This is a genomic window from Micromonospora sp. NBRC 107095 (genome assembly GCF_030269705.1).
Lineage (GTDB): Bacteria > Actinomycetota > Actinomycetes > Mycobacteriales > Micromonosporaceae > Micromonospora > Micromonospora parva.
On sequence record NZ_BSTU01000001.1, the window covers coordinates 576,827 to 593,084 of the forward strand.

The window sequence follows — 16,258 nt, forward strand, 5'->3', positions numbered from 1 at the left end:
CGATTGCTGTGCGGTACGGTCCGTGTGCCGTGGTGACGGTGGCGGCACACTGAGTGATGGATCGCCCGGGAGGAGTCGGCCGATGCCGCGGGGGGAGATCGACGAAGCCTGGATCGAGGAGGCGGTGCGACGCTACCGCCGGATCGAGTCTCTCCAGGCCGAGTTCGACCAGGCGGTGTCGACCGTCGAGGTGACCGTCCGGTCGCCGGACGGTCTGGTCGAGGTGGTGGTCACCGCCGGTGGGCGGATCACCGACGTCCGGTTCCTCGGGCCGCTGCACACCCGCAGTCCGCGCGACGTGGCCGGGTCCGTGCAGGCCGCGGTCACCGCGGCGGCCGACGCCGCCGAATGGGCCCGGGAAAAGCTGCACAACGAGACGTTCGCCGCCTACCGACCGCTCGCGGGGGCCTGAGATGGACACACTGCGCGCGCTCTCCGCCCGACTGGACGAGGCGAGCGCCACCCTCACCCTCATCTCGCACACCGTCACCGCCAGCGATCCGGCCCAGGCTGCGTTCGGCGCCGACGCGCCGGGCCGGCCGGGTGAGATCGGTCGGGCGCTGCACCGGCAGTGGACCACCGCCACCGACGACCGGGCCCGGGAGGCCCGCGCCGCCGCCGGTCGACTGGCCGCCGCAGCAGCGGCGGTGCGGGAGGCCGCCGACCGCTACGCCGAGGTCGACCGGGCGGCCCGCCGCCGACTCACCGGGGAACCGTGATGGACGCACTGGACCGGCTCGCCGAGCCCGGCCTCGACCTGCTCCGCCGGGTGGACACGCTGATCGCGGCCGGCGTGCCCGAGGGGCACCGGGTCTGGCCGCTGCTGCGCCGCATGCAGGTGCTGCCGGGCGACGCCGTCCACAGCTTCCTCGACCTGCACCCGGTGCCGCTCGCCAGCGCCGGGCACGCGGTGCGCCGGCTCGTCCGGGGGTACGACGACGTCTCCGCCGCGCTCACCGACTCGGTGCTCTGGTCCGGCCCGGCCGCCACCGCGTACGGGCAACAGCGGGCCGCGCTGCTGCGTCACCTCGACGAGGGGCCGGACAGCCTGGTCGGGCGACTCGACTCCACCGCCGGATACGCCGACGCCCTCGCCGACTGGGTGGAGGGCAGCCGTCTCGCGCTGGCCCGCACGTTGGCCGACGTGCTCCGCTCGGCCGAGGCGGTCGCCGTGGTCGCCGCCACCGCCACCCGTGCGTCGACGCGCCCCGGGCCGGTCGGGCCCGGTGTCGCCGACGCGGCCGAGATCGCCGCCCGGGTGCTGGCGGTGCTGTGCGTCGCGTACGACGGCGCGGAGACGCTGCTGCGACAGTGGGCGCCGAGCCTGGCCGAGACCGCGTGGCGTCCGCCGACGGACGGGCGACCCCGCTACGACCAGCCCACCCGCGTCGGCTGGTAACCCGACCTCGTGCCCGCGCCGCCCCGGACAGGCCACGGCGTCGCTCGCGGGCACCTGACCTGAGCCGGTGCCCACGGCGACGCCGTGGTATTCCCCCTGCACCCCCCGCAGGTCTGTCTCCACTCAACGCCGTCGAGGCACGTTTTGTCTCCTGCCCGGCCCCGGATTCAACCGTCCGGGCGAGGAGCAACGGCACGACGGGTCGCCCGGCAATGGGTCGAGTCGACGGCCATGAATGGCAGCGGGGCGTAGCCGGCCGGTGCGCCCTGCGCAGCGACCCGTCGTAGGGTGGGGGCATGGGCATGCTCTGCGCGGTCAGCTTCAACCGGTACGGGCGGCTCTACTACCTCGACCCGGGTGACGTGCGTCCGCAGGTGGGCGACCGGGTGCTGGTGCCCACCGACGACGGGCCCGAGGTGGCGGAGTGCGTGTGGGCCGCGCAGTGGGTGACCGAGGACACCGACGGCTTCCCCCGCCTGGTGGGGCTCGCCGGCGACGACGACCTACGCCGGGATGAGGCGTTGCGTCGGCGCAAGGCCGAGGCGAAGGTGGCCGCGAAACGGCTGATCCGCTCGCACGGCCTGCCGATGAAGGTGGTGGCGGTCGACCACGTGCTCGGCTCCGCCGAGAGCGGCGGCGAGCGCAGCACCGTCTACTTCACCGCCCCGCACCGGGTGGACTTCCGATCCCTGGTCCGCGACCTGGGCGCGACCCTGCACTGTCGGGTGGAACTGCGTCAGCTCTCCGCCCGCGACTCGGCGCGGGTGCAGGGTGGCATCGGCTCCTGCGGTCGGGACCTGTGCTGCGCCACCTTCCTCACCGACTTCGAGCCCGTGACCATCCGGATGGCGAAGGACCAGGACCTGCCGCTCAACCCGCTGCGCATCTCCGGCGCGTGCGGCCGGCTGATGTGCTGCCTCAAGTACGAGCACCCGCTGTACCAGCGCTTTCAGGAGACCGCCCCGGCGGTCGGCAGTCGGGTCTCCACGCCGGAGGGTGACGGCCGGGTGGTCGGCCACAGCGTCCCGAGAGACGCGGTGACAGTACGCCTGGACGCGGACGGCTCCCGCTGCTCCTGCTCCCGCGCCTCCGTCTGCGCCCCCCGCCAAGCCCACGACCAGCACTACACCCCCTAACCCACCCCCCCGGGGCCCCTTCCCGGGGTGGGGGTAGGGGTGGGTTAGGGGAGGACTGTGGGGGGTTCGGTTAGGTGGGGGGTCAGGGGGGATTTGGGGGTCAGCCAGCTTTCGGTGGGGGACTGGTCGGGGTTCACCTGCCAGTCGCGGGAGACGCGGTCCACCCCGATCGGGTAGATGGTCAGCGTGCCGTCCGGGGCGATGCGCAGCCGCAGGAACGACTTGGAGTCCTCAATGCCCTGGCCGGCGAAGAGTTCGTTGACGTTCACCCCGAACGAGCTGGCCACCAGCAGGTACGCGGCCACCAGCTGACTGGCGACCAGACCGATCACAGGGCCGTAGAGCACCGCCGCGGCGACTGCCGGAAGCGGCCACGGCCAGTCGTAGAACGGCAGCGCCAACCAGACCCAGGTGCCGGCCGCCCCCAGGGCCACCTGTGCGACGCCGTGGCCGACGCCGAGGATCCAGTGCCGCGCGTGGCGCTTGCCGCTCGCGCTCGGCGGCTTGGCGAACAGGGCCGCCGCCAGCACTGTCACCAGCACCATGGCCACCAGTGGGACGGTGAACAGCCGCTGGTCGGTGCTGTCGGCCCAGTTCGCCGTGGCACCCGCCATGGCCAGCATCAGCAGGGTGTGCAGGGTGCCGAGCAGGGTGGTGAAGCCAGGATTGCGCAGCGGCAACCGGGGGAAGATGCCCCACCCGTAGCGACGGGACCGCGCGGCGTCCGGGTAGCGGGCCACCAGGTCGTACGGCTGGGCGGAGCTGGCCTTGCGGGTCGGCGTGTCCCGCGGTGGCACCTCGATGCGCTCGGGCAGCTTGTGGGTGGGATAGAGGTACGCGCCGCCCCCACCGCACGTGATCAGCTGCCGGTCCGCCCCGGAGTAGCGGGCGTAGTGGTGCAGGTCGCCGGAGAGCAGCAGCCGCACCCGCGCCCCGGTCGGGTCGATGATCGTACGGATGAAGTAGTCGATCGAGTCGTACGCCGTGGGGTTGTCGACGGCCTTGACCCAGGTCGGCGCCGGCGCCGCGATGATCACCTTGGACTCGGGGCCGAGCCGCCGGGCCACCTCGTCGAAGTAGGCCAGCTGCGGGTCGTCGAGGTACGAGCCGGACTGGTCGTCCACGCCGAGCAACCACCAGCCGGCCGGCAACTCCACGGCGAAGTACGACCGGGACTGCCCGGTGCCCCAGCCCGCGAAGTTGCGGTCCCGGGAACGGACGAACAGCCGCAGGAAGGCGGTGAGACCGTCGTACCAGTCGTGGTTGCCCGGCACCGCGAAGAGCGTGGGCTTCTCGGCCGGCGCTACCGGCAGCGCGGCCTGGTACGGGCCCTTGCACCGGTCCTCGTACGCGGCGTAGGCCGCTGACGGGTACACCTGGTCGCCGCCCATCACCAGGGTCTGCGCCCGGGGCAGGCGGTGCCCGTCGACGGTCAGCTCGGGCTGCGCCAGCAGGTACGCCACCGAGTAGGTGGCGTTGAAGCCGTCACCCAGGTCGGCCACGTAGTCGAGCCACAGCCCGCCGTCCGGCCCGACCTGTCGGAAGACGCCGTCGCCGAACGCGTTCTGCAACTCGCGCTTGTCGAGGTACGCCCCGAAGAGCACCGCCAGCAGCGTCCGGATGCCGGTGCTGATCAGCAGGAACGGTGCCAGCCACGGCACCGGCTTGCGGGGCGTGAAGCCCAACTCCAGCGGGTCGGTGCTGCGCGGCCGGTGGGCGGCGCGCGCACCAGCCGGCACCGGGTCGGGGCGTTCGGTGGCGTCGTTCGGGTGGCCGGGGTGGTCGCGTTCGTCGCTCACCCGCCGCAGCGTAGTCCCGCTCTGGATCATCCGCTGTCCGGTAAACGGCTAGATAGCAGCCGATGTCCGGTTGTCGGTGGCGGAGCGGGGAGGGGTATCCCGCTCGGTCCGAGGTGGCGGGGTGCCGTACACTTGCTGATCGTTGCCGCCTTAGCTCAGTCGGCTAGAGCGACGCACTCGTAATGCGTAGGTCGACGGTTCGATTCCGTCAGGCGGCTCCATGGAAAGGCCCAGGTCACCGGCTTGATCGCCGATCATGACCTGGGCCTTTCGTCATTGGGGACGATCAGCCGAGCCCGAGAGTGTGACTCGCGCCGCCCGAAGCCCAATGCTTCGGTCGGTGCACGTGCGGCCGGGCGCGGTGACTGGGCCAATCCTCGTAGCGGTCTCTGGTTCTATCGGTGGTCGCGGGATGGCAGGCGGCGTCGGTAATGTCTGAGGCCAACGAGGGAGGGATCGACAGGGCGCGATCATCTGACTCGGCTGGAGCAGCCTTGGGCGTACCCCTGTCGGTGGTTTGGTTCGCTGCGGTGCCTAGGTAGTGCACCCAGGTGCTGGTCTGACACGGCGGCGGGACGACACCCGTAGCCGCGTAGAGGAGACGAGATGGCACATGCAATCTCTGACGATACCGCTGATGGCATATGGCAGGCCGTTTTCGAGATGCTTGGCCAGAGAAGCCGCACGCATCGCAACAGTGTGCGTGGAGGGTCCCAAGAAATAAACCACGTCTTCATGACCCTCGCCGATCCCCGCCAGCGATGGGTGCTGAGCAGGAACCCACCGATCAACCCGGCCTTCGCTATCGCCGAGGTGATCTGGATCATCCAGGGCAGAGACGATGCCGCATTCCTAACCCACTGGAACTCTCGGTTGCCGTCTTTCGTCGGCGATGACGCGCACCTGCACGGTGCGTACGGCAGGCGCCTGCGATCGCATCTCGGGTTCGACCAACTGGACCGCGTGTACAGGGCCTTGGCCGCGCGACCAGACACGCGGCAGGCCGTCCTTCAGATCTGGGACGCGCCCGTGGATTTTCCAGGGCCTGACGGCAGCCCGGCTGCCGAGGACATCCCGTGCAACGTCGTCGCCATGCTGAAGGTAGTCGGCGGTCGGCTCAATTGGAGCCAGATCATGCGCAGCAATGATGCGGTTCTGGGCCTTCCGTACAACCTCGTCCAGTGGACCACGTTGCAAGAAATCGTTGCCGGATGGCTTGGAGTCGACGTCGGTGAGTACAACCACTACTCCGATAGTCTCCATGTCTACGAACACGATTTTGGCACCTATTCCAGCAATAAGCTTGACCAGGTCCTCACGTCTGCCGACTTGCGTCTGGACCTCGACCAGTCTAAGGAGACTTTCCGGGTTCTGGAGGAGTTCGCCGAACGGCTCGTGGCGGGAGCGTCGGTCAGGGAAGAGGAATTGGCGGACGCCCGGCTTGGTGCGGCCTATCGAGACTGGGTTCGAGTTCTCGTGGCAGAAGACGGAAGGCGGCGCGGCGACGTCAGGTGGCTTAGGTGGGCGCAGGAAATCGACTGTGTCCTCCTGAAGGAGGCTATGCGGCTGTGGGTCGCGCGATTCGACGGGAGTGCGCGGTGACCGACCTCACGATCATGCACCTCAGCGACGTTCACTTCGGAGCTGCGGCGTACGCGGTGACACCAGCTGAGCTGCTCTCCAAGGCCACCGCAGTGGCCAAAGGGCTCGTTGACCCCGCAGGCAGGTTCGTCGTCGCGTTGACCGGCGACGTCACGACGAAGGGCTCGCCGGCATACTACGAGGAGGCGGCCAGGGGTATCGAACGACATCTGCTGGCAGCGCTCGATCCGGACCAGGTTCTCGTTTGCCCTGGAAATCATGACATTACCGGAGTGGCGCCGGCCTACTTCCAGGACTTCAACGAGTTTGCGTTCCGGCTGACCAACGATAACCGTCAGGTCTTCACCCCGGAGCGCACCGTGGCGCGGGTCGACCTGGGTGACTATTCGTTTCTCATGGTCAATTCTTCCTACCACGGGGACCACCGGCGGGGCGAGGTCCAGTTAGCCCATCTGCGCCGTGCCATGAGCGACAGCCGGCCAAACCCGATCATCCTTCTGCATCACAGCCCCTTTTCGAGCGAGTACGGCGGGCACGCGCTTGTCAACGCCTACGAGTTCCTGTCGCTTGCCGTGCGGAATCGGGTGGCGGGTATCCTGCACGGGCATGTGCACTTCGAGCAGGTGCTCACGATAGGCAGTCGTCCCACGGCGGTTGTCGGATCAGGATCTCTTCTATTTCCGCCCGCGCCCAACCACAACAACCAATTTACCGTCATCCAGCTCTCTGCCGGTGGTGTCGAGCGAGCGGTCGCCGCCAAATACGACGGTGACCGTGGAGATTTCACGTTAGTTGAGACGGAGTTTTCGTGATTAACCAGGTAACAGGGGGGTCATTCGGCGAACTGGTGGAAAATGCTCGAAGTGCATGTAGGGATGGGCCAATGGTGAACGCGATTCTGAGCGTTGATCTGCCGTTCCCTCTGCTGAACGATCATTTCATCCAGGGGTATCTCAAGAGGGCCGAGGATTGGCAGAGCAAGACGCGCCCGCCAGCGCTATACATCAATCATGGTGAGTATATGCACCGGCATGGCGATGCGCTCGAATATCTCGCCGAAGAGCTGAAGGCGAAGCCTACGGGCAACCGCGCTTGCGTCATACTGATCGACACAAAAGACCTGATCGGAAGTGCGGACGAACCGCGGCCGAGCTTTTTGCTCCTGCAAGCCGGATTCGACGAGCGGCAGCACGGCAAGTTGCACCTCACTGCGTATTATCGTGCGCTGGAGGTGTCCGGTTTTCTGCCGATAAACCTTGCGGAACTAGCGCTGGTGGCCTCGAACCTCAGGATGCGCATCTCGTCGATATCATCGCTCTCGCTGGTGATCCACGCCTTCCGGGCGTACGCGGCCGCCGGTTTCACACGTCTCGAAAGGCCGAAGCTGGACTCCCTGACCACAGATGAGATAAGTGGGCTCGTCCGTGCGCGGGACGTGGCCGAAATAGGCGGACTGCTGGCCGAGAAGTTGCGTCCCACAACCGTTGTGGAACTTGGTGGGATCAGCATGCTGCGGACGGAGTTGGAGGCATCGGGCTGGTGTGGTCGTGAAGCGTTAGACTATCTCGACAAGGCGATATCGGCGCTGACTCAGCTCCGGGAGGCCCGCAGGAGCGGTTCCCATGCCCGTTCCCTCGCGGAGCTCCACGAGGACGCGGTAGGGGCCATTGAGGCCTCTCTGGAGGCTATGAGGAGGCAAGAAGATGCAGCTGGTTGAGATAATAGAGATGCAAAGGCAATTTGATCAGGATCACGAGTCGCGTTTTCAGTGGGCGGCACCGTTGTCGGCTGACGACTCGCAGCCACTTACTCACGGCGTGCTTGCGCTGGCCGGCGAGGTCGGTGAGCTCGCGAACATTGTGAAGAAGTACGAGCGCGGCGACTTTGGCTACGACGAACTGATGGAGCTACTGCCTGGTGAAGTTGCCGACGTATTCATCTACCTGGTCAAGATCGCCTATCAGTCTGGCATCGACCTCGAAGACGCATTTCGCCAGAAGCTGCTAGAAAACAAGGCTCGATTCAAGCACTCGGAGAAGGGGTCTGTGGCGTAGCCTGTCCGATCGAGGGGCTTGCTCGGTGAGCTCGTCGGACATGACTCTGGGGAGCGTTGGCAGCGCTCTGGCGGCTACTGGGTCACTCTGCCGGGTTGGGCATCTCTCGGACGGTGGTGCGGCCGCTTGCGGTTACGCAAGCCCGAAACATGGCTCTCCGCCGGTCGGCGGTGATACCCTTCGTCGGTTCTGTGTGTTCTGTAAATACTTTTGTGAGGAAATACGTTTTGGCTGCTCCCTTCATCGTATTCGAGGGAATCGATGGCTCCGGTAAGTCGACGCAAGCCGCGCTGCTCGCCGACCGGCTGCGGTCTCTCAATGTGCCGGTACACCTCACATCGGAGCCTACGGGCGGGCCAATCGGCACTCTCATTCGTCAAGGGATGAGTGGACGAATTGAGTTGGACGACCGTGCGATCGCGGCTTTGTTCGTGGCAGATCGGCTGGACCACCTGGTGAATCCGGTCGACGGCGTCCTCGACATGCTCCGCGCGGACGTTGTTGTGGTTTCCGATCGTTACTATTTCTCGTCGTACGCCTATCATGCCAGTTCTATGTCTGTGGAATGGGTGGTTGAGGCGAACGCGGTGGCGTCCTCTACCCGGCGCGCCGATCTGACCGTGTTCCTGGACGTCACCCCGGAGTTGGCGCTGGACCGTCTCGGTCGTGGCCGTTCGACCAAGCAGCGTTACGAGACGGCAGAGCACCTGGTCGAAGTGCGCGCGGCTTACAAGTCCGCGTTCGAGCGGTACGGCAAGAACGAGACGATCGTGTGCCTCGATGGCAGCCAGGACGTCGACACGCTCGGCAAGCTCATCTGGGATTCGGTAGCGCCACTTATCGAGAAGATGTGAGGTTCGGCCGAGCCAGCTAGGTGGTGAGAGCGCGACGGGACGAGGTTCCGCCCGGGGGTGGCTAGGTGTCGCTCGGTGACTCTTCGGGCTCCCGCCCCGGCGTTGTCAGCGCGAGTGCGGCGGCCACCCGGGGCGCCTCGGCTCGGCCCTGCTCGCGGGCCGCGGCCACGAGCGCCGGCACCACGGATCGGTCCATCACGCTGGTGCCCTGGGCTCGTTTGCAGGCGGCGTCGCGCAGCAGCAGCTCCAAGGGGCGGCCCGCCCTCAGCGCTGCCCGTTGTTTGTCGATGCGCGCCCACGGCCCGATCGCCGCGGTGCTCGGCGCGAGGGCGATGACGGGGCCGTTCCCGGGGGCGAGGTCGAGGTTGAGGGTGGACCGCATGCCGCCGTCCATGTACCGGCGGCCCTGGATGGCAACCGGAGCGGCGGAGATCGGCATGGCGCAGCTCGCGGCGACGGCGTCCACCAGGGGTACGCCGTCGTGTCGGGTGATGGTGCGGCTGACGCCTGTCTCGGTGTCGACGACCACGACGCGGAGGTCGGCGTCGTTCTGCCAGTCGTGGCTGGGCAGGCGGGCCTCGGCTATCCGCCGCTGCCGCGACGGGTCGTCGATGCGTGTGGCGAGGGCGAGCCGACCGAGGCGGCGCGCGGCCTGCTCGGGACCACGCGCGAACAGTTGGGCCCGCGCCAGCCGGAGCAGGTCGACAAGGCCGAGTGCGGCTGAGGTCTCGTGGGGGACACCGCCGCGCTGGCGTTCGAAGAGCTCCGTCAGCGGGGTGCCGCTGGTGAGCTGGGCGCCGACGACGGCACCGGAGCTGGTGCCGATGAGGACGGCGTCCGGGGTCACCGTCACTCCCTCGTCGGCCAGCCCGGTGAGGATGCCGACCTCCCAGGCGATGCCGGCCACTCCGCCGCCACCGAGCACCCAGACGGGCCGCGCGTCGTCCGCCATCAGTTCCCCCTCGCCTCCGATACTGCTAACGGCGTTCGCAGTTGAGGGTAGCATTGATGGCGGCGGATCAAGCCAGTCGTCGTCCGATGATGATCCCGCCGAGCCGGCTCTCCGCCGAGGTGACGGTGGTCTGCGAGTCGACGGTGAACCCGTTCTCGGCCAGCCAGGTTGCCACCTGGGCTGGCTGCCGACGATGGACGTGCACGTTCATCGGGTGGCCGCCGTAGCCCTGCGTCTTGACCGTCGTCTCGTCACCCACGTGGAAGCCGAGCAGCAGCGGACCACCCGGACGCACCACCCGCCGGAAGTGCGTGAACACCCCGCCGATCTCCTCGTCGGGGATGTGGATGAGGGAGTACCAGGCGACCAGGCCGGCCACCGAGCCGTCGGGCAGATCGAGGTCGGTCATCGAGCCGACCTCGAACCTCAGCCCGGGGTGATCACGGCGGGCCACCTCGATCATCCCGGGCGAGAGATCGATCCCGAAGGCGTCGACGCCGAGCGTGTGCAGGTGGGCGGTGATGCGACCCGTCCCGCAGCCCACGTCCGCGACCGGCCCACCGCCGGTGCCCCGCACGAGCTCCGCGAACGATGCCAGGGCGGCTCGTTCGTACGGTGCCTCCGCCAGGAGGTCACGCACCAGGCGCGCGTAGCTGACCGCGACCGTGTCGTAGGAGGTGCTGGTCCGCGCCAGCCAGTCGTCTGCTGTCACCACGACGATCAGACGTAGATCTTCGTGGCGTACTCCGGGCCGTAGTGCCGTTCCAGGTCCTCCAGGGTCTCCGCCGGCGCCTCGACCTCCTTGATCAGGCGCGCCCGGGACGGCAACACCCCGGGCTGCCAGGTTTCCGGCCGCCACAGCTCGGACCGCAGGAACGCCTTCGCGCAGTGGTAGAAGATCTGCTCGATCTCCACCACCACGGCGAGCACCGGCCGGTGCCCCTTCACCACCATGTCGTCGAACCAGGGCGCGTCGCTGACCAGGCGGGCCCGCCCGTTGATCCGCAGCGTGTCGGTCCGGCCGGGGATCAGGAAGAGCAACCCGATGTGCGGGTTGTCGAGGATGTTGCGGTAACCGTCGGCCCGCCGGTTGCCGGGCCGCTCGGGCAGCGCGATGGTCGTGTCGTCCAGCACCAGGGCGAACCCGGCCGGGTCGCCCTTGGGCGAGACGTCACAGGTGCCGTCCGCGCCGGCGGTGGCCATCAGGCAGAACGGCGAGGCGTCGAGCCACTCGCGGTCCCGTTGGTGCAGGCGGGGGCGGTCCTTGGTGGCGGCCCGCGGGTGCGGTACGCCGAGCAGCTCGCGCAACTCCTCGTGAGTGGTGATCTCCACCGTCACGTCGATCCTCCCTCGACCGTTGAGCCGGTGGCGGGTACCACCATTCGTCAGCCTAGGCCGCCGTGACCAGCGCGAGGTTTGCGCCGGACCGCGGGGGGTACGGCCCGCCGTACGAGACCGTCGCGCAGTGCAGCCGACCAGTGGAGGCCGGGAGATGGAGAGCCGACTCAAGGTGCTGGGCCATCCGGTCCACCCGATGCTGGTCATGTTCCCGGTCGCGCTGCTGGCCACCGCGGTGCTCTTCGATGTGGTGGACACCGTCGGTGGTCCCGACTTCCTCGGCGAGGTCGCGTACTGGAACATCACCGTCGGCCTGATCGGCGGCCTGCTCGCCGCGGCGGCCGGCTCGTTCGACCTGCTGGCGATCCCGACCGGCACCCGCGCCAAGCGGGTGGGTCTGCTGCACGCCAGCGCCAACGTCGCGGTGATCCTGCTCTTCGCCGCCGTGTGGGCCGTCCGGCTCAACGCGGATTCCCGGGCCGCCGGTGGGGCTCTGGTCGCCATCGAGGTGGTCGCGGTGGCGATCCTCGGCGTCAGCGCCTGGCTCGGTGGTGAGCTGGTCGACCGGCTCGGTGTGGGCGTCGACCGGGACGCCGGCCTGGACGCGCCCAGCTCGCTGCGGCCGCCGACGGCCACCCAGCGGATCGGAGAGGTGTGATGAGTGAGCAGCAGTTCGGCGGCTTCGGTCGGGGATGGCGGGGTGGCCGGCAGCAGGGCTGGGACCCGATGGGGGAGTTGCAGTCGCTGCGCGCCGAGTTGAGCCGCCTGGTCGGTGGTCGTGCCGGGGCGTCCGACGTCGAGTTGACCGAGACCTCGGACGGCTGGGAGGTCGTCGTCCGGCTGCCCGGGGTGGCGCCGGAGGAGGTGGCGGTCGAGTTGGACGACCGCGAGCTGTGCGTACGGGCCCGCTCGGAGGCGGAGGTCAACGCCGACCAGGGCATCCCCGGCGGCTTCGAGACGCGCGGCTTCGAGTACCGGGTCAACCTGCCGGCGCGGGTCGACCCGGACGCCATCGACGCGGTGATGGACCACGGTCTGCTCCGGGTCCGGCTGCCTCGGGCGACCCGGCCCGCGCCGCGCACCATCACCGTGGGTCGCACCGGGCCGCGCTCCGGCGACCTCCTGCCGGGTACGCCGATGCCGGCCGACCCCGCCGCGGACCGGGAGCTGCACCGCCCGGACACCGCTGCCGAGATCGACCGGCCGTAGCGGGCCGCGTGGTCAGCCCTCCCGTGCTCGGCCCGACCGCCGAGCGCCTTCCCGACGTGCGGCGGATCGCCGTGCTGCGCGCCAACGCGCTCGGCGACTTCATCTTCGCCCTGCCGGCGCTGGACGCGTTGCGCGCCGCGTACCCCTCGGCGGAGATCGTGTTGCTCGGCGCGCCGTGGCACGCGAAGCTCTGGCGCGACCGGCCCGGCCCGGTGGACCGGGTGCTGGTGGTGCCGGCGGCACCCGGCATCCGTACGCCGGAGCCGGGCGAGCCGGAATCGTCGATCGACGACTTCCTGGCCGCTGCCACCGGTGCGGAGTTCGACCTGGCGGTGCAGATCCACGGCGGGGGCGCCAACTCCAACCCGCTGATCAGTCGGCTCGGTGCCCGGTTGACCGTCGGCCTGCGCGCCGACGACGCGCCGCCGCTGGACCGGTGGCTCCGCTACGTCTACTACCAGCACGAGGTGATCCGCTACCTGGAGGTGGTGGCGCTGGCGGGAGCGCCGGCCACGACCATCACGCCGAGGCTCGCGGTGACCGACGCCGACCGGGCCGAGGCCGCCCGGGTGCTCGGCCCGGCCGACCGTCCCCGGGTGGCGCTGCATCCGGGTGCCACCGACACCCGCCGCCGCTGGCCCGCCGAGCGCTTCGCCGAAGTGGCCGGTGCGCTGCACGCGGACGGCTACGAGGTGCTGGTCACCGGCACCCCGGCCGAGCAGGAGGTGGTGGACCGGGTCGTCGCCGCGGCGCAGGTGCCGGTGCGCCCGCAGGTGGGCACGCTCAGCCTCGGTGGGCTGGTGGGCTGCTACGCCGACTGCGCGGTGGTCGTCTCGAACGACACCGGCCCGCTGCACCTGGCCGCCGCGGTGGGCGCGCCGACGGTGGGGATCTTCTGGGTCGGCAACCTGATCAACGGGGCGAGCCCGCTGCGGGGCCGGCACCGGCCGATCAGCTCGTGGACCGTGCACTGCCCGGTCTGCAGGGTCGACTGCACACCGGGCATCTACCCGCACCGGCCGGGCGACGGCGAGTGCCCGCACCGGGACTCGTTCGTGACCGACGTCCCGGTGATCGAGGTGCTGGAGGCCGCCCGGGAGGTGCTCGGCCGGTAGGTCACGCCAACTGCGGGGTGTCCTCGTCGGCGAGGACGACCTCCCACGCCTCCACGTCCCGGTCGGTGACCGTGGTGGGGGACTCCAGGTGGTACGCGCCGCTGGGCAGGATGCCCGCGCCGCCGTAGCGGGACATCACGGCGAGCTGCGCGGCCACGTCCTCGCCCTGGTGCTTCTCCTGCACCCGACGCCAGAAGTCGAAGCCGCCGGCGTCGACGAGCTTGGCCCGGTCGTAGAGCACGCACCCGCCGATCCAGGAGACCTTGTACGCCCGCCACGCCCCCGGCGGCAGCGCCAACTGCTCGGTGACGTGCAACAGGTTCGCGGCGGAGTGGATCCGGGCCCGGTTCCACTGCGGGGTGTCGGGTCGGATCCGCTCCGGGGTGGGCGGGCCGGTCCACTCCTCGTAGTGGCTGTGCGTCTCCGGCCGCACGTCATCGGTGTACGACAGCCCGTGCACACCGTTGCCGACGAACCCGCAGCCCAGCTCGCCGATCGCGGTGACCAGTCGGTGCAGCGCACCCGGTGCCAACCAGATGTCGTCGTCGAGGTTGAGGACGTACCGGGCGGACGAGGCGGCGAGCAGGGACGCCCGGTGTTCGGCCAACCCCCGCCGTGGCAGCCGGCGGGTCAGCAGCACCGGGTGACCCCGGTGGCGCAACGCCCGGACCATGGTGGCCGCGGCGGGGTGCGCGTACGCCGGGTCCCCGTCGGACTGATCGCTGACGACCACGCCGAAGCCGGGCAGCCCGTCCTGGGCGGCGAGCCCGCTCAGCGTGACGGCCAGCTCGGCGGGCCGGTTCCGGGTCGGAATCAGCACGTCGAGCAGCCGGTCGGCGCGGAACCCCGCCGGGGTGCCGAGGTCGAGGGGGCGGTTCACGACGCCTGGGTGTGGGTGCGCAGCGACGGGTCCGGCTCCCGGTCGTCGACGTGTGGCGACAGGTCCTGGCTGTGCGACCGGATCCGCTCGATGATCGCGGAGGTGGACCGGTCCGGCACGTACCCGAGGGTGCGCACCTGGCCGCCCAGCCGGCGCACCAGCGGCGCCTCCGGCACCAGCTCCGGCGGATAGTCGCCGCCCTTGACGTACACGTCCGGCCGGACGGCCTCGATCAGCGCGGCGGGTGAGTCCTCCTCGAAGACCACCACGTGGTCCACGCAGGCGAGCGCGGCAAGCAGGGTGCCCCGGTCCTCGACCGGGTTGACCGGCCGGTCGGGGCCCTTCAGCCGCCGTACGCTGCCGTCGGAGTTCACCGCCACGATGAGCAGGTCACCCAACGCGCGGGCCTGCTCCAGGTAGCGCACGTGCCCGCGATGCAGCACGTCGAAGCAGCCGTTGGTGAAGACGATCGACCGTCCCGCCTCGCGGTGTTCGGCGACGATCGCGTCCAACTCGTCGCCGCCGACCAACGCGGGGTGGCTCGTGGTGTTTGTCGGCTGGCCGAGCGCGGCGAGCAGGTCGTCCCGTCGGCACACGCAGGTGCCGGTGTCCGAGACGGTGATGGTGGCCGCCAGCTGGGCGAGTTGGGCGGCGGTGGGCAGCGGCGCGTCGGCGGCCAGGGCCAACGTCATCGCCGCCAGGTACGCGTCGCCGGCACCCACGGCGTGGCTCGCCGGAACCGGGGTGCTGTGGCTGCGTCGTGGCTCCCCGTCTGCGCCGCCGACCACCGCGCCCTCGGTGTCCAGGGTCACCGCGACCACGTCGGCGCCGGTGTGCGCCCGCAGTTCGGCCAGCCGCGACTCGGCCAGGACGGCCCGGTCGACGCCCTCACCGGCCCGGGTGTTCACTGTGACGCCGGTGCCGGTGACGCTGAGCCCGTCGCCGGTGAGGGCCACCCGGCCCTCGCCCCGGATCGGCTCGCCGACGGGCGCGGTGCTGTCGGCGCGTACCGCGCCCGGTGCCACCCCCGCTGTCATCTCGGACGGCCCGTCGACCGGGTCGCTGTCCGGGTGCTCCAGGTGCAGTTCGGTCCCGCCGGTCGGTCGGGTGGTACCGCCCGCGCGGGCCAACAGTCGGGTCGCCTCGGCGAAGCTGGGGGTGACCACTGTCGGCGCGAGGCCCCGCCAGTCGGCCAGGTCGTGGGCATCCAGCGCGACGGTGGCGTACCGCTCGCGGTTGTCGACCAGCCACGCGCGGACCGGCGCGGGCAGCGCGCCCAGGCCGTAGTCGCAGACCACCAGGGTCGGCGCTTCCCCACCGGCGGCGGCGCGCAACTCCTCGGTGGCGCAACTCAGGGCGGTGAGCAGTCGGGCCACCCCGTCGTGGTCCAGGGCGTCCTCCGGGTCGCCGGAGTCCTCGCGCAGGAGGATCTGGTTGCCGGCCAACATCCGCCGCTTCACCGGGGTGGGCCGCCCGGGCTGGTTGACAGTGCGGTCCCAGACGCCCGCCCGGTCCAGGCAGTCGTGCAGTTCGTCCCCGGCCACGTCGGCACCGACCGGTGCCACCAGCACCGCCCTGCCACCGAGAGCGGCGACGTTGACGGCGGTGTTCGCGGCCCCACCGGCGGCGGAGATCCGCCGCCGCAGGGTGAGCACGGGGGCGGGCGCCTCCCGGCAGAGCCGGTCGGAGTCGGCGAACCGCCATTCGTCCAACATGGCGTCACCGACGATCAGGACTGGGCGTTCGAGCCAGCTCTCCACGACGGTGGCGAGCCGGCGCTGTTCCGCTGCTGCTCCTGCCATGCCTGTCCGGGTCCCCAGCGGCCTGGCCGACAAACCTGGCCGGCGGCCGGTCGCGCCGCTGGTCGGTGGCCGATGGTCGGTCCGCACCGGTCCGGACCTGTCCGACCTGTTTCGGGTG

General features: G+C 70.0%; 18 protein-coding genes and 1 tRNA gene. 13 read left to right on the forward strand and 6 right to left on the reverse strand.

What is annotated here, in order from left to right; translation table 11 throughout:
- The first annotated feature begins 82 nt into the window (after positions 1-82).
- The 4 genes from QSK15_RS02745 (at position 83) to QSK15_RS02760 (ending at position 2,535) form a co-directional block, all read left to right on the forward strand.
- A complete protein-coding gene (locus QSK15_RS02745; RefSeq protein ID WP_007454690.1) occupies positions 83-412 on the forward strand; it encodes a YbaB/EbfC family nucleoid-associated protein in 330 nt (109 codons plus the stop codon).
- 1 nt (position 413) lies between these two features.
- Positions 414-719, forward strand: coding sequence for a hypothetical protein (locus QSK15_RS02750; RefSeq protein WP_210819923.1), 306 nt, complete (start codon positions 414-416; stop codon positions 717-719).
- Positions 719-1,399 carry a hypothetical protein gene (locus QSK15_RS02755; RefSeq protein WP_285792736.1) on the forward strand — a complete coding sequence of 227 codons (681 nt, stop codon included), beginning with the start codon at positions 719-721 and terminating at the stop codon, positions 1,397-1,399. Before QSK15_RS02750 ends, QSK15_RS02755 begins: the two co-directional genes overlap by 1 nt.
- Before the next feature lie 296 nt (positions 1,400-1,695).
- Positions 1,696-2,535 carry a PSP1 domain-containing protein gene (locus tag QSK15_RS02760; RefSeq protein ID WP_285792737.1) on the forward strand — a complete coding sequence of 280 codons (840 nt, stop codon included), beginning with the start codon at positions 1,696-1,698 and terminating at the stop codon, positions 2,533-2,535.
- Between the two features lie 44 nt (positions 2,536-2,579).
- On the opposite strand, the gene QSK15_RS02765 is transcribed toward QSK15_RS02760, so the two are convergent.
- Positions 2,580-4,364 (reverse strand): metallophosphoesterase family protein, encoded by a 1,785-nt coding sequence (locus QSK15_RS02765; RefSeq protein ID WP_377619729.1) that lies wholly within the window; start codon positions 4,362-4,364, stop codon positions 2,580-2,582.
- A 114-nt stretch (positions 4,365-4,478) separates the two neighbouring features.
- Between QSK15_RS02765 and QSK15_RS02770 the strand changes: the two genes are divergently transcribed.
- From QSK15_RS02770 to tmk, 6 genes are all read left to right on the forward strand, one after another.
- Positions 4,479-4,555 (forward strand) — tRNA-Thr (locus tag QSK15_RS02770).
- Between the two features lie 385 nt (positions 4,556-4,940).
- Positions 4,941-5,936: a thymidylate synthase gene (locus tag QSK15_RS02775; RefSeq protein ID WP_285792738.1), complete on the forward strand. Its 996-nt coding sequence runs from the start codon at positions 4,941-4,943 to the stop codon at positions 5,934-5,936.
- Positions 5,933-6,748 (forward strand): metallophosphoesterase family protein, encoded by an 816-nt coding sequence (locus tag QSK15_RS02780; RefSeq protein WP_285792739.1) that lies wholly within the window; start codon positions 5,933-5,935, stop codon positions 6,746-6,748. The genes QSK15_RS02775 and QSK15_RS02780 overlap by 4 nt, the downstream gene beginning before the upstream one ends.
- A 71-nt stretch (positions 6,749-6,819) precedes the next feature.
- Positions 6,820-7,653, forward strand: coding sequence for a thymidylate synthase family protein (locus QSK15_RS02785; protein ID WP_285792740.1), 834 nt, complete (start codon positions 6,820-6,822; stop codon positions 7,651-7,653).
- Positions 7,640-7,990 carry a MazG nucleotide pyrophosphohydrolase domain-containing protein gene (locus QSK15_RS02790; RefSeq protein WP_285792741.1) on the forward strand — a complete coding sequence of 117 codons (351 nt, stop codon included), beginning with the start codon at positions 7,640-7,642 and terminating at the stop codon, positions 7,988-7,990. The genes QSK15_RS02785 and QSK15_RS02790 overlap by 14 nt, the downstream gene beginning before the upstream one ends.
- A 227-nt stretch (positions 7,991-8,217) precedes the next feature.
- On the forward strand, positions 8,218-8,844 hold the full coding sequence (gene tmk / locus QSK15_RS02795) for a dTMP kinase (protein ID WP_285792742.1): 627 nt from the start codon (positions 8,218-8,220) through the stop codon (positions 8,842-8,844).
- 61 nt (positions 8,845-8,905) lie between these two features.
- On the opposite strand, the gene QSK15_RS02800 is transcribed toward tmk, so the two are convergent.
- The 3 genes from QSK15_RS02800 to QSK15_RS02810 all read right to left on the reverse strand — a co-directional run bounded on the left by QSK15_RS02800 (position 8,906) and on the right by QSK15_RS02810 (position 11,134).
- Positions 8,906-9,796 (reverse strand): patatin-like phospholipase family protein, encoded by an 891-nt coding sequence (locus tag QSK15_RS02800; RefSeq protein ID WP_285792743.1) that lies wholly within the window; start codon positions 9,794-9,796, stop codon positions 8,906-8,908.
- Between the two features lie 67 nt (positions 9,797-9,863).
- On the reverse strand, positions 9,864-10,508 hold the full coding sequence (locus QSK15_RS02805; protein WP_285792744.1) for a class I SAM-dependent DNA methyltransferase: 645 nt from the start codon (positions 10,506-10,508) through the stop codon (positions 9,864-9,866).
- 8 nt (positions 10,509-10,516) lie between these two features.
- Positions 10,517-11,134 carry a pyridoxamine 5'-phosphate oxidase family protein gene (locus QSK15_RS02810; protein WP_285792745.1) on the reverse strand — a complete coding sequence of 206 codons (618 nt, stop codon included), beginning with the start codon at positions 11,132-11,134 and terminating at the stop codon, positions 10,517-10,519.
- A gap of 154 nt (positions 11,135-11,288) precedes the next feature.
- Between QSK15_RS02810 and QSK15_RS02815 the strand changes: the two genes are divergently transcribed.
- Genes QSK15_RS02815 through QSK15_RS02825 form a run of 3 tightly spaced genes read left to right on the forward strand, consistent with a single transcriptional unit; the run spans position 11,289 to position 13,458 of the window.
- Entirely contained in the window at positions 11,289-11,792 is a 504-nt protein-coding gene (locus QSK15_RS02815) for a DUF2231 domain-containing protein (protein ID WP_285792746.1), read from the forward strand.
- Entirely contained in the window at positions 11,792-12,343 is a 552-nt protein-coding gene (locus tag QSK15_RS02820; protein WP_285792747.1) for an Hsp20/alpha crystallin family protein, read from the forward strand. The genes QSK15_RS02815 and QSK15_RS02820 overlap by 1 nt, the downstream gene beginning before the upstream one ends.
- An 8-nt stretch (positions 12,344-12,351) precedes the next feature.
- Positions 12,352-13,458 carry a glycosyltransferase family 9 protein gene (locus tag QSK15_RS02825; RefSeq protein ID WP_285792748.1) on the forward strand — a complete coding sequence of 369 codons (1,107 nt, stop codon included), beginning with the start codon at positions 12,352-12,354 and terminating at the stop codon, positions 13,456-13,458.
- Position 13,459: 1 nt separating this feature from the next.
- Here QSK15_RS02825 and QSK15_RS02830 read toward each other — a convergent pair whose 3' ends face one another.
- Together QSK15_RS02830 and rfaE2 are read right to left on the reverse strand one after the other, a co-directional pair.
- Complete coding sequence (locus tag QSK15_RS02830) at positions 13,460-14,338, reverse strand: glycosyltransferase family A protein (RefSeq protein ID WP_285792749.1); 879 nt, start codon at positions 14,336-14,338, stop codon at positions 13,460-13,462.
- Complete coding sequence (gene rfaE2, locus QSK15_RS02835; RefSeq protein ID WP_285792750.1) at positions 14,335-16,140, reverse strand: D-glycero-beta-D-manno-heptose 1-phosphate adenylyltransferase; 1,806 nt, start codon at positions 16,138-16,140, stop codon at positions 14,335-14,337. The genes QSK15_RS02830 and rfaE2 overlap by 4 nt, the downstream gene beginning before the upstream one ends.
- Between the last annotated feature and the right edge of the window lie 118 nt (positions 16,141-16,258).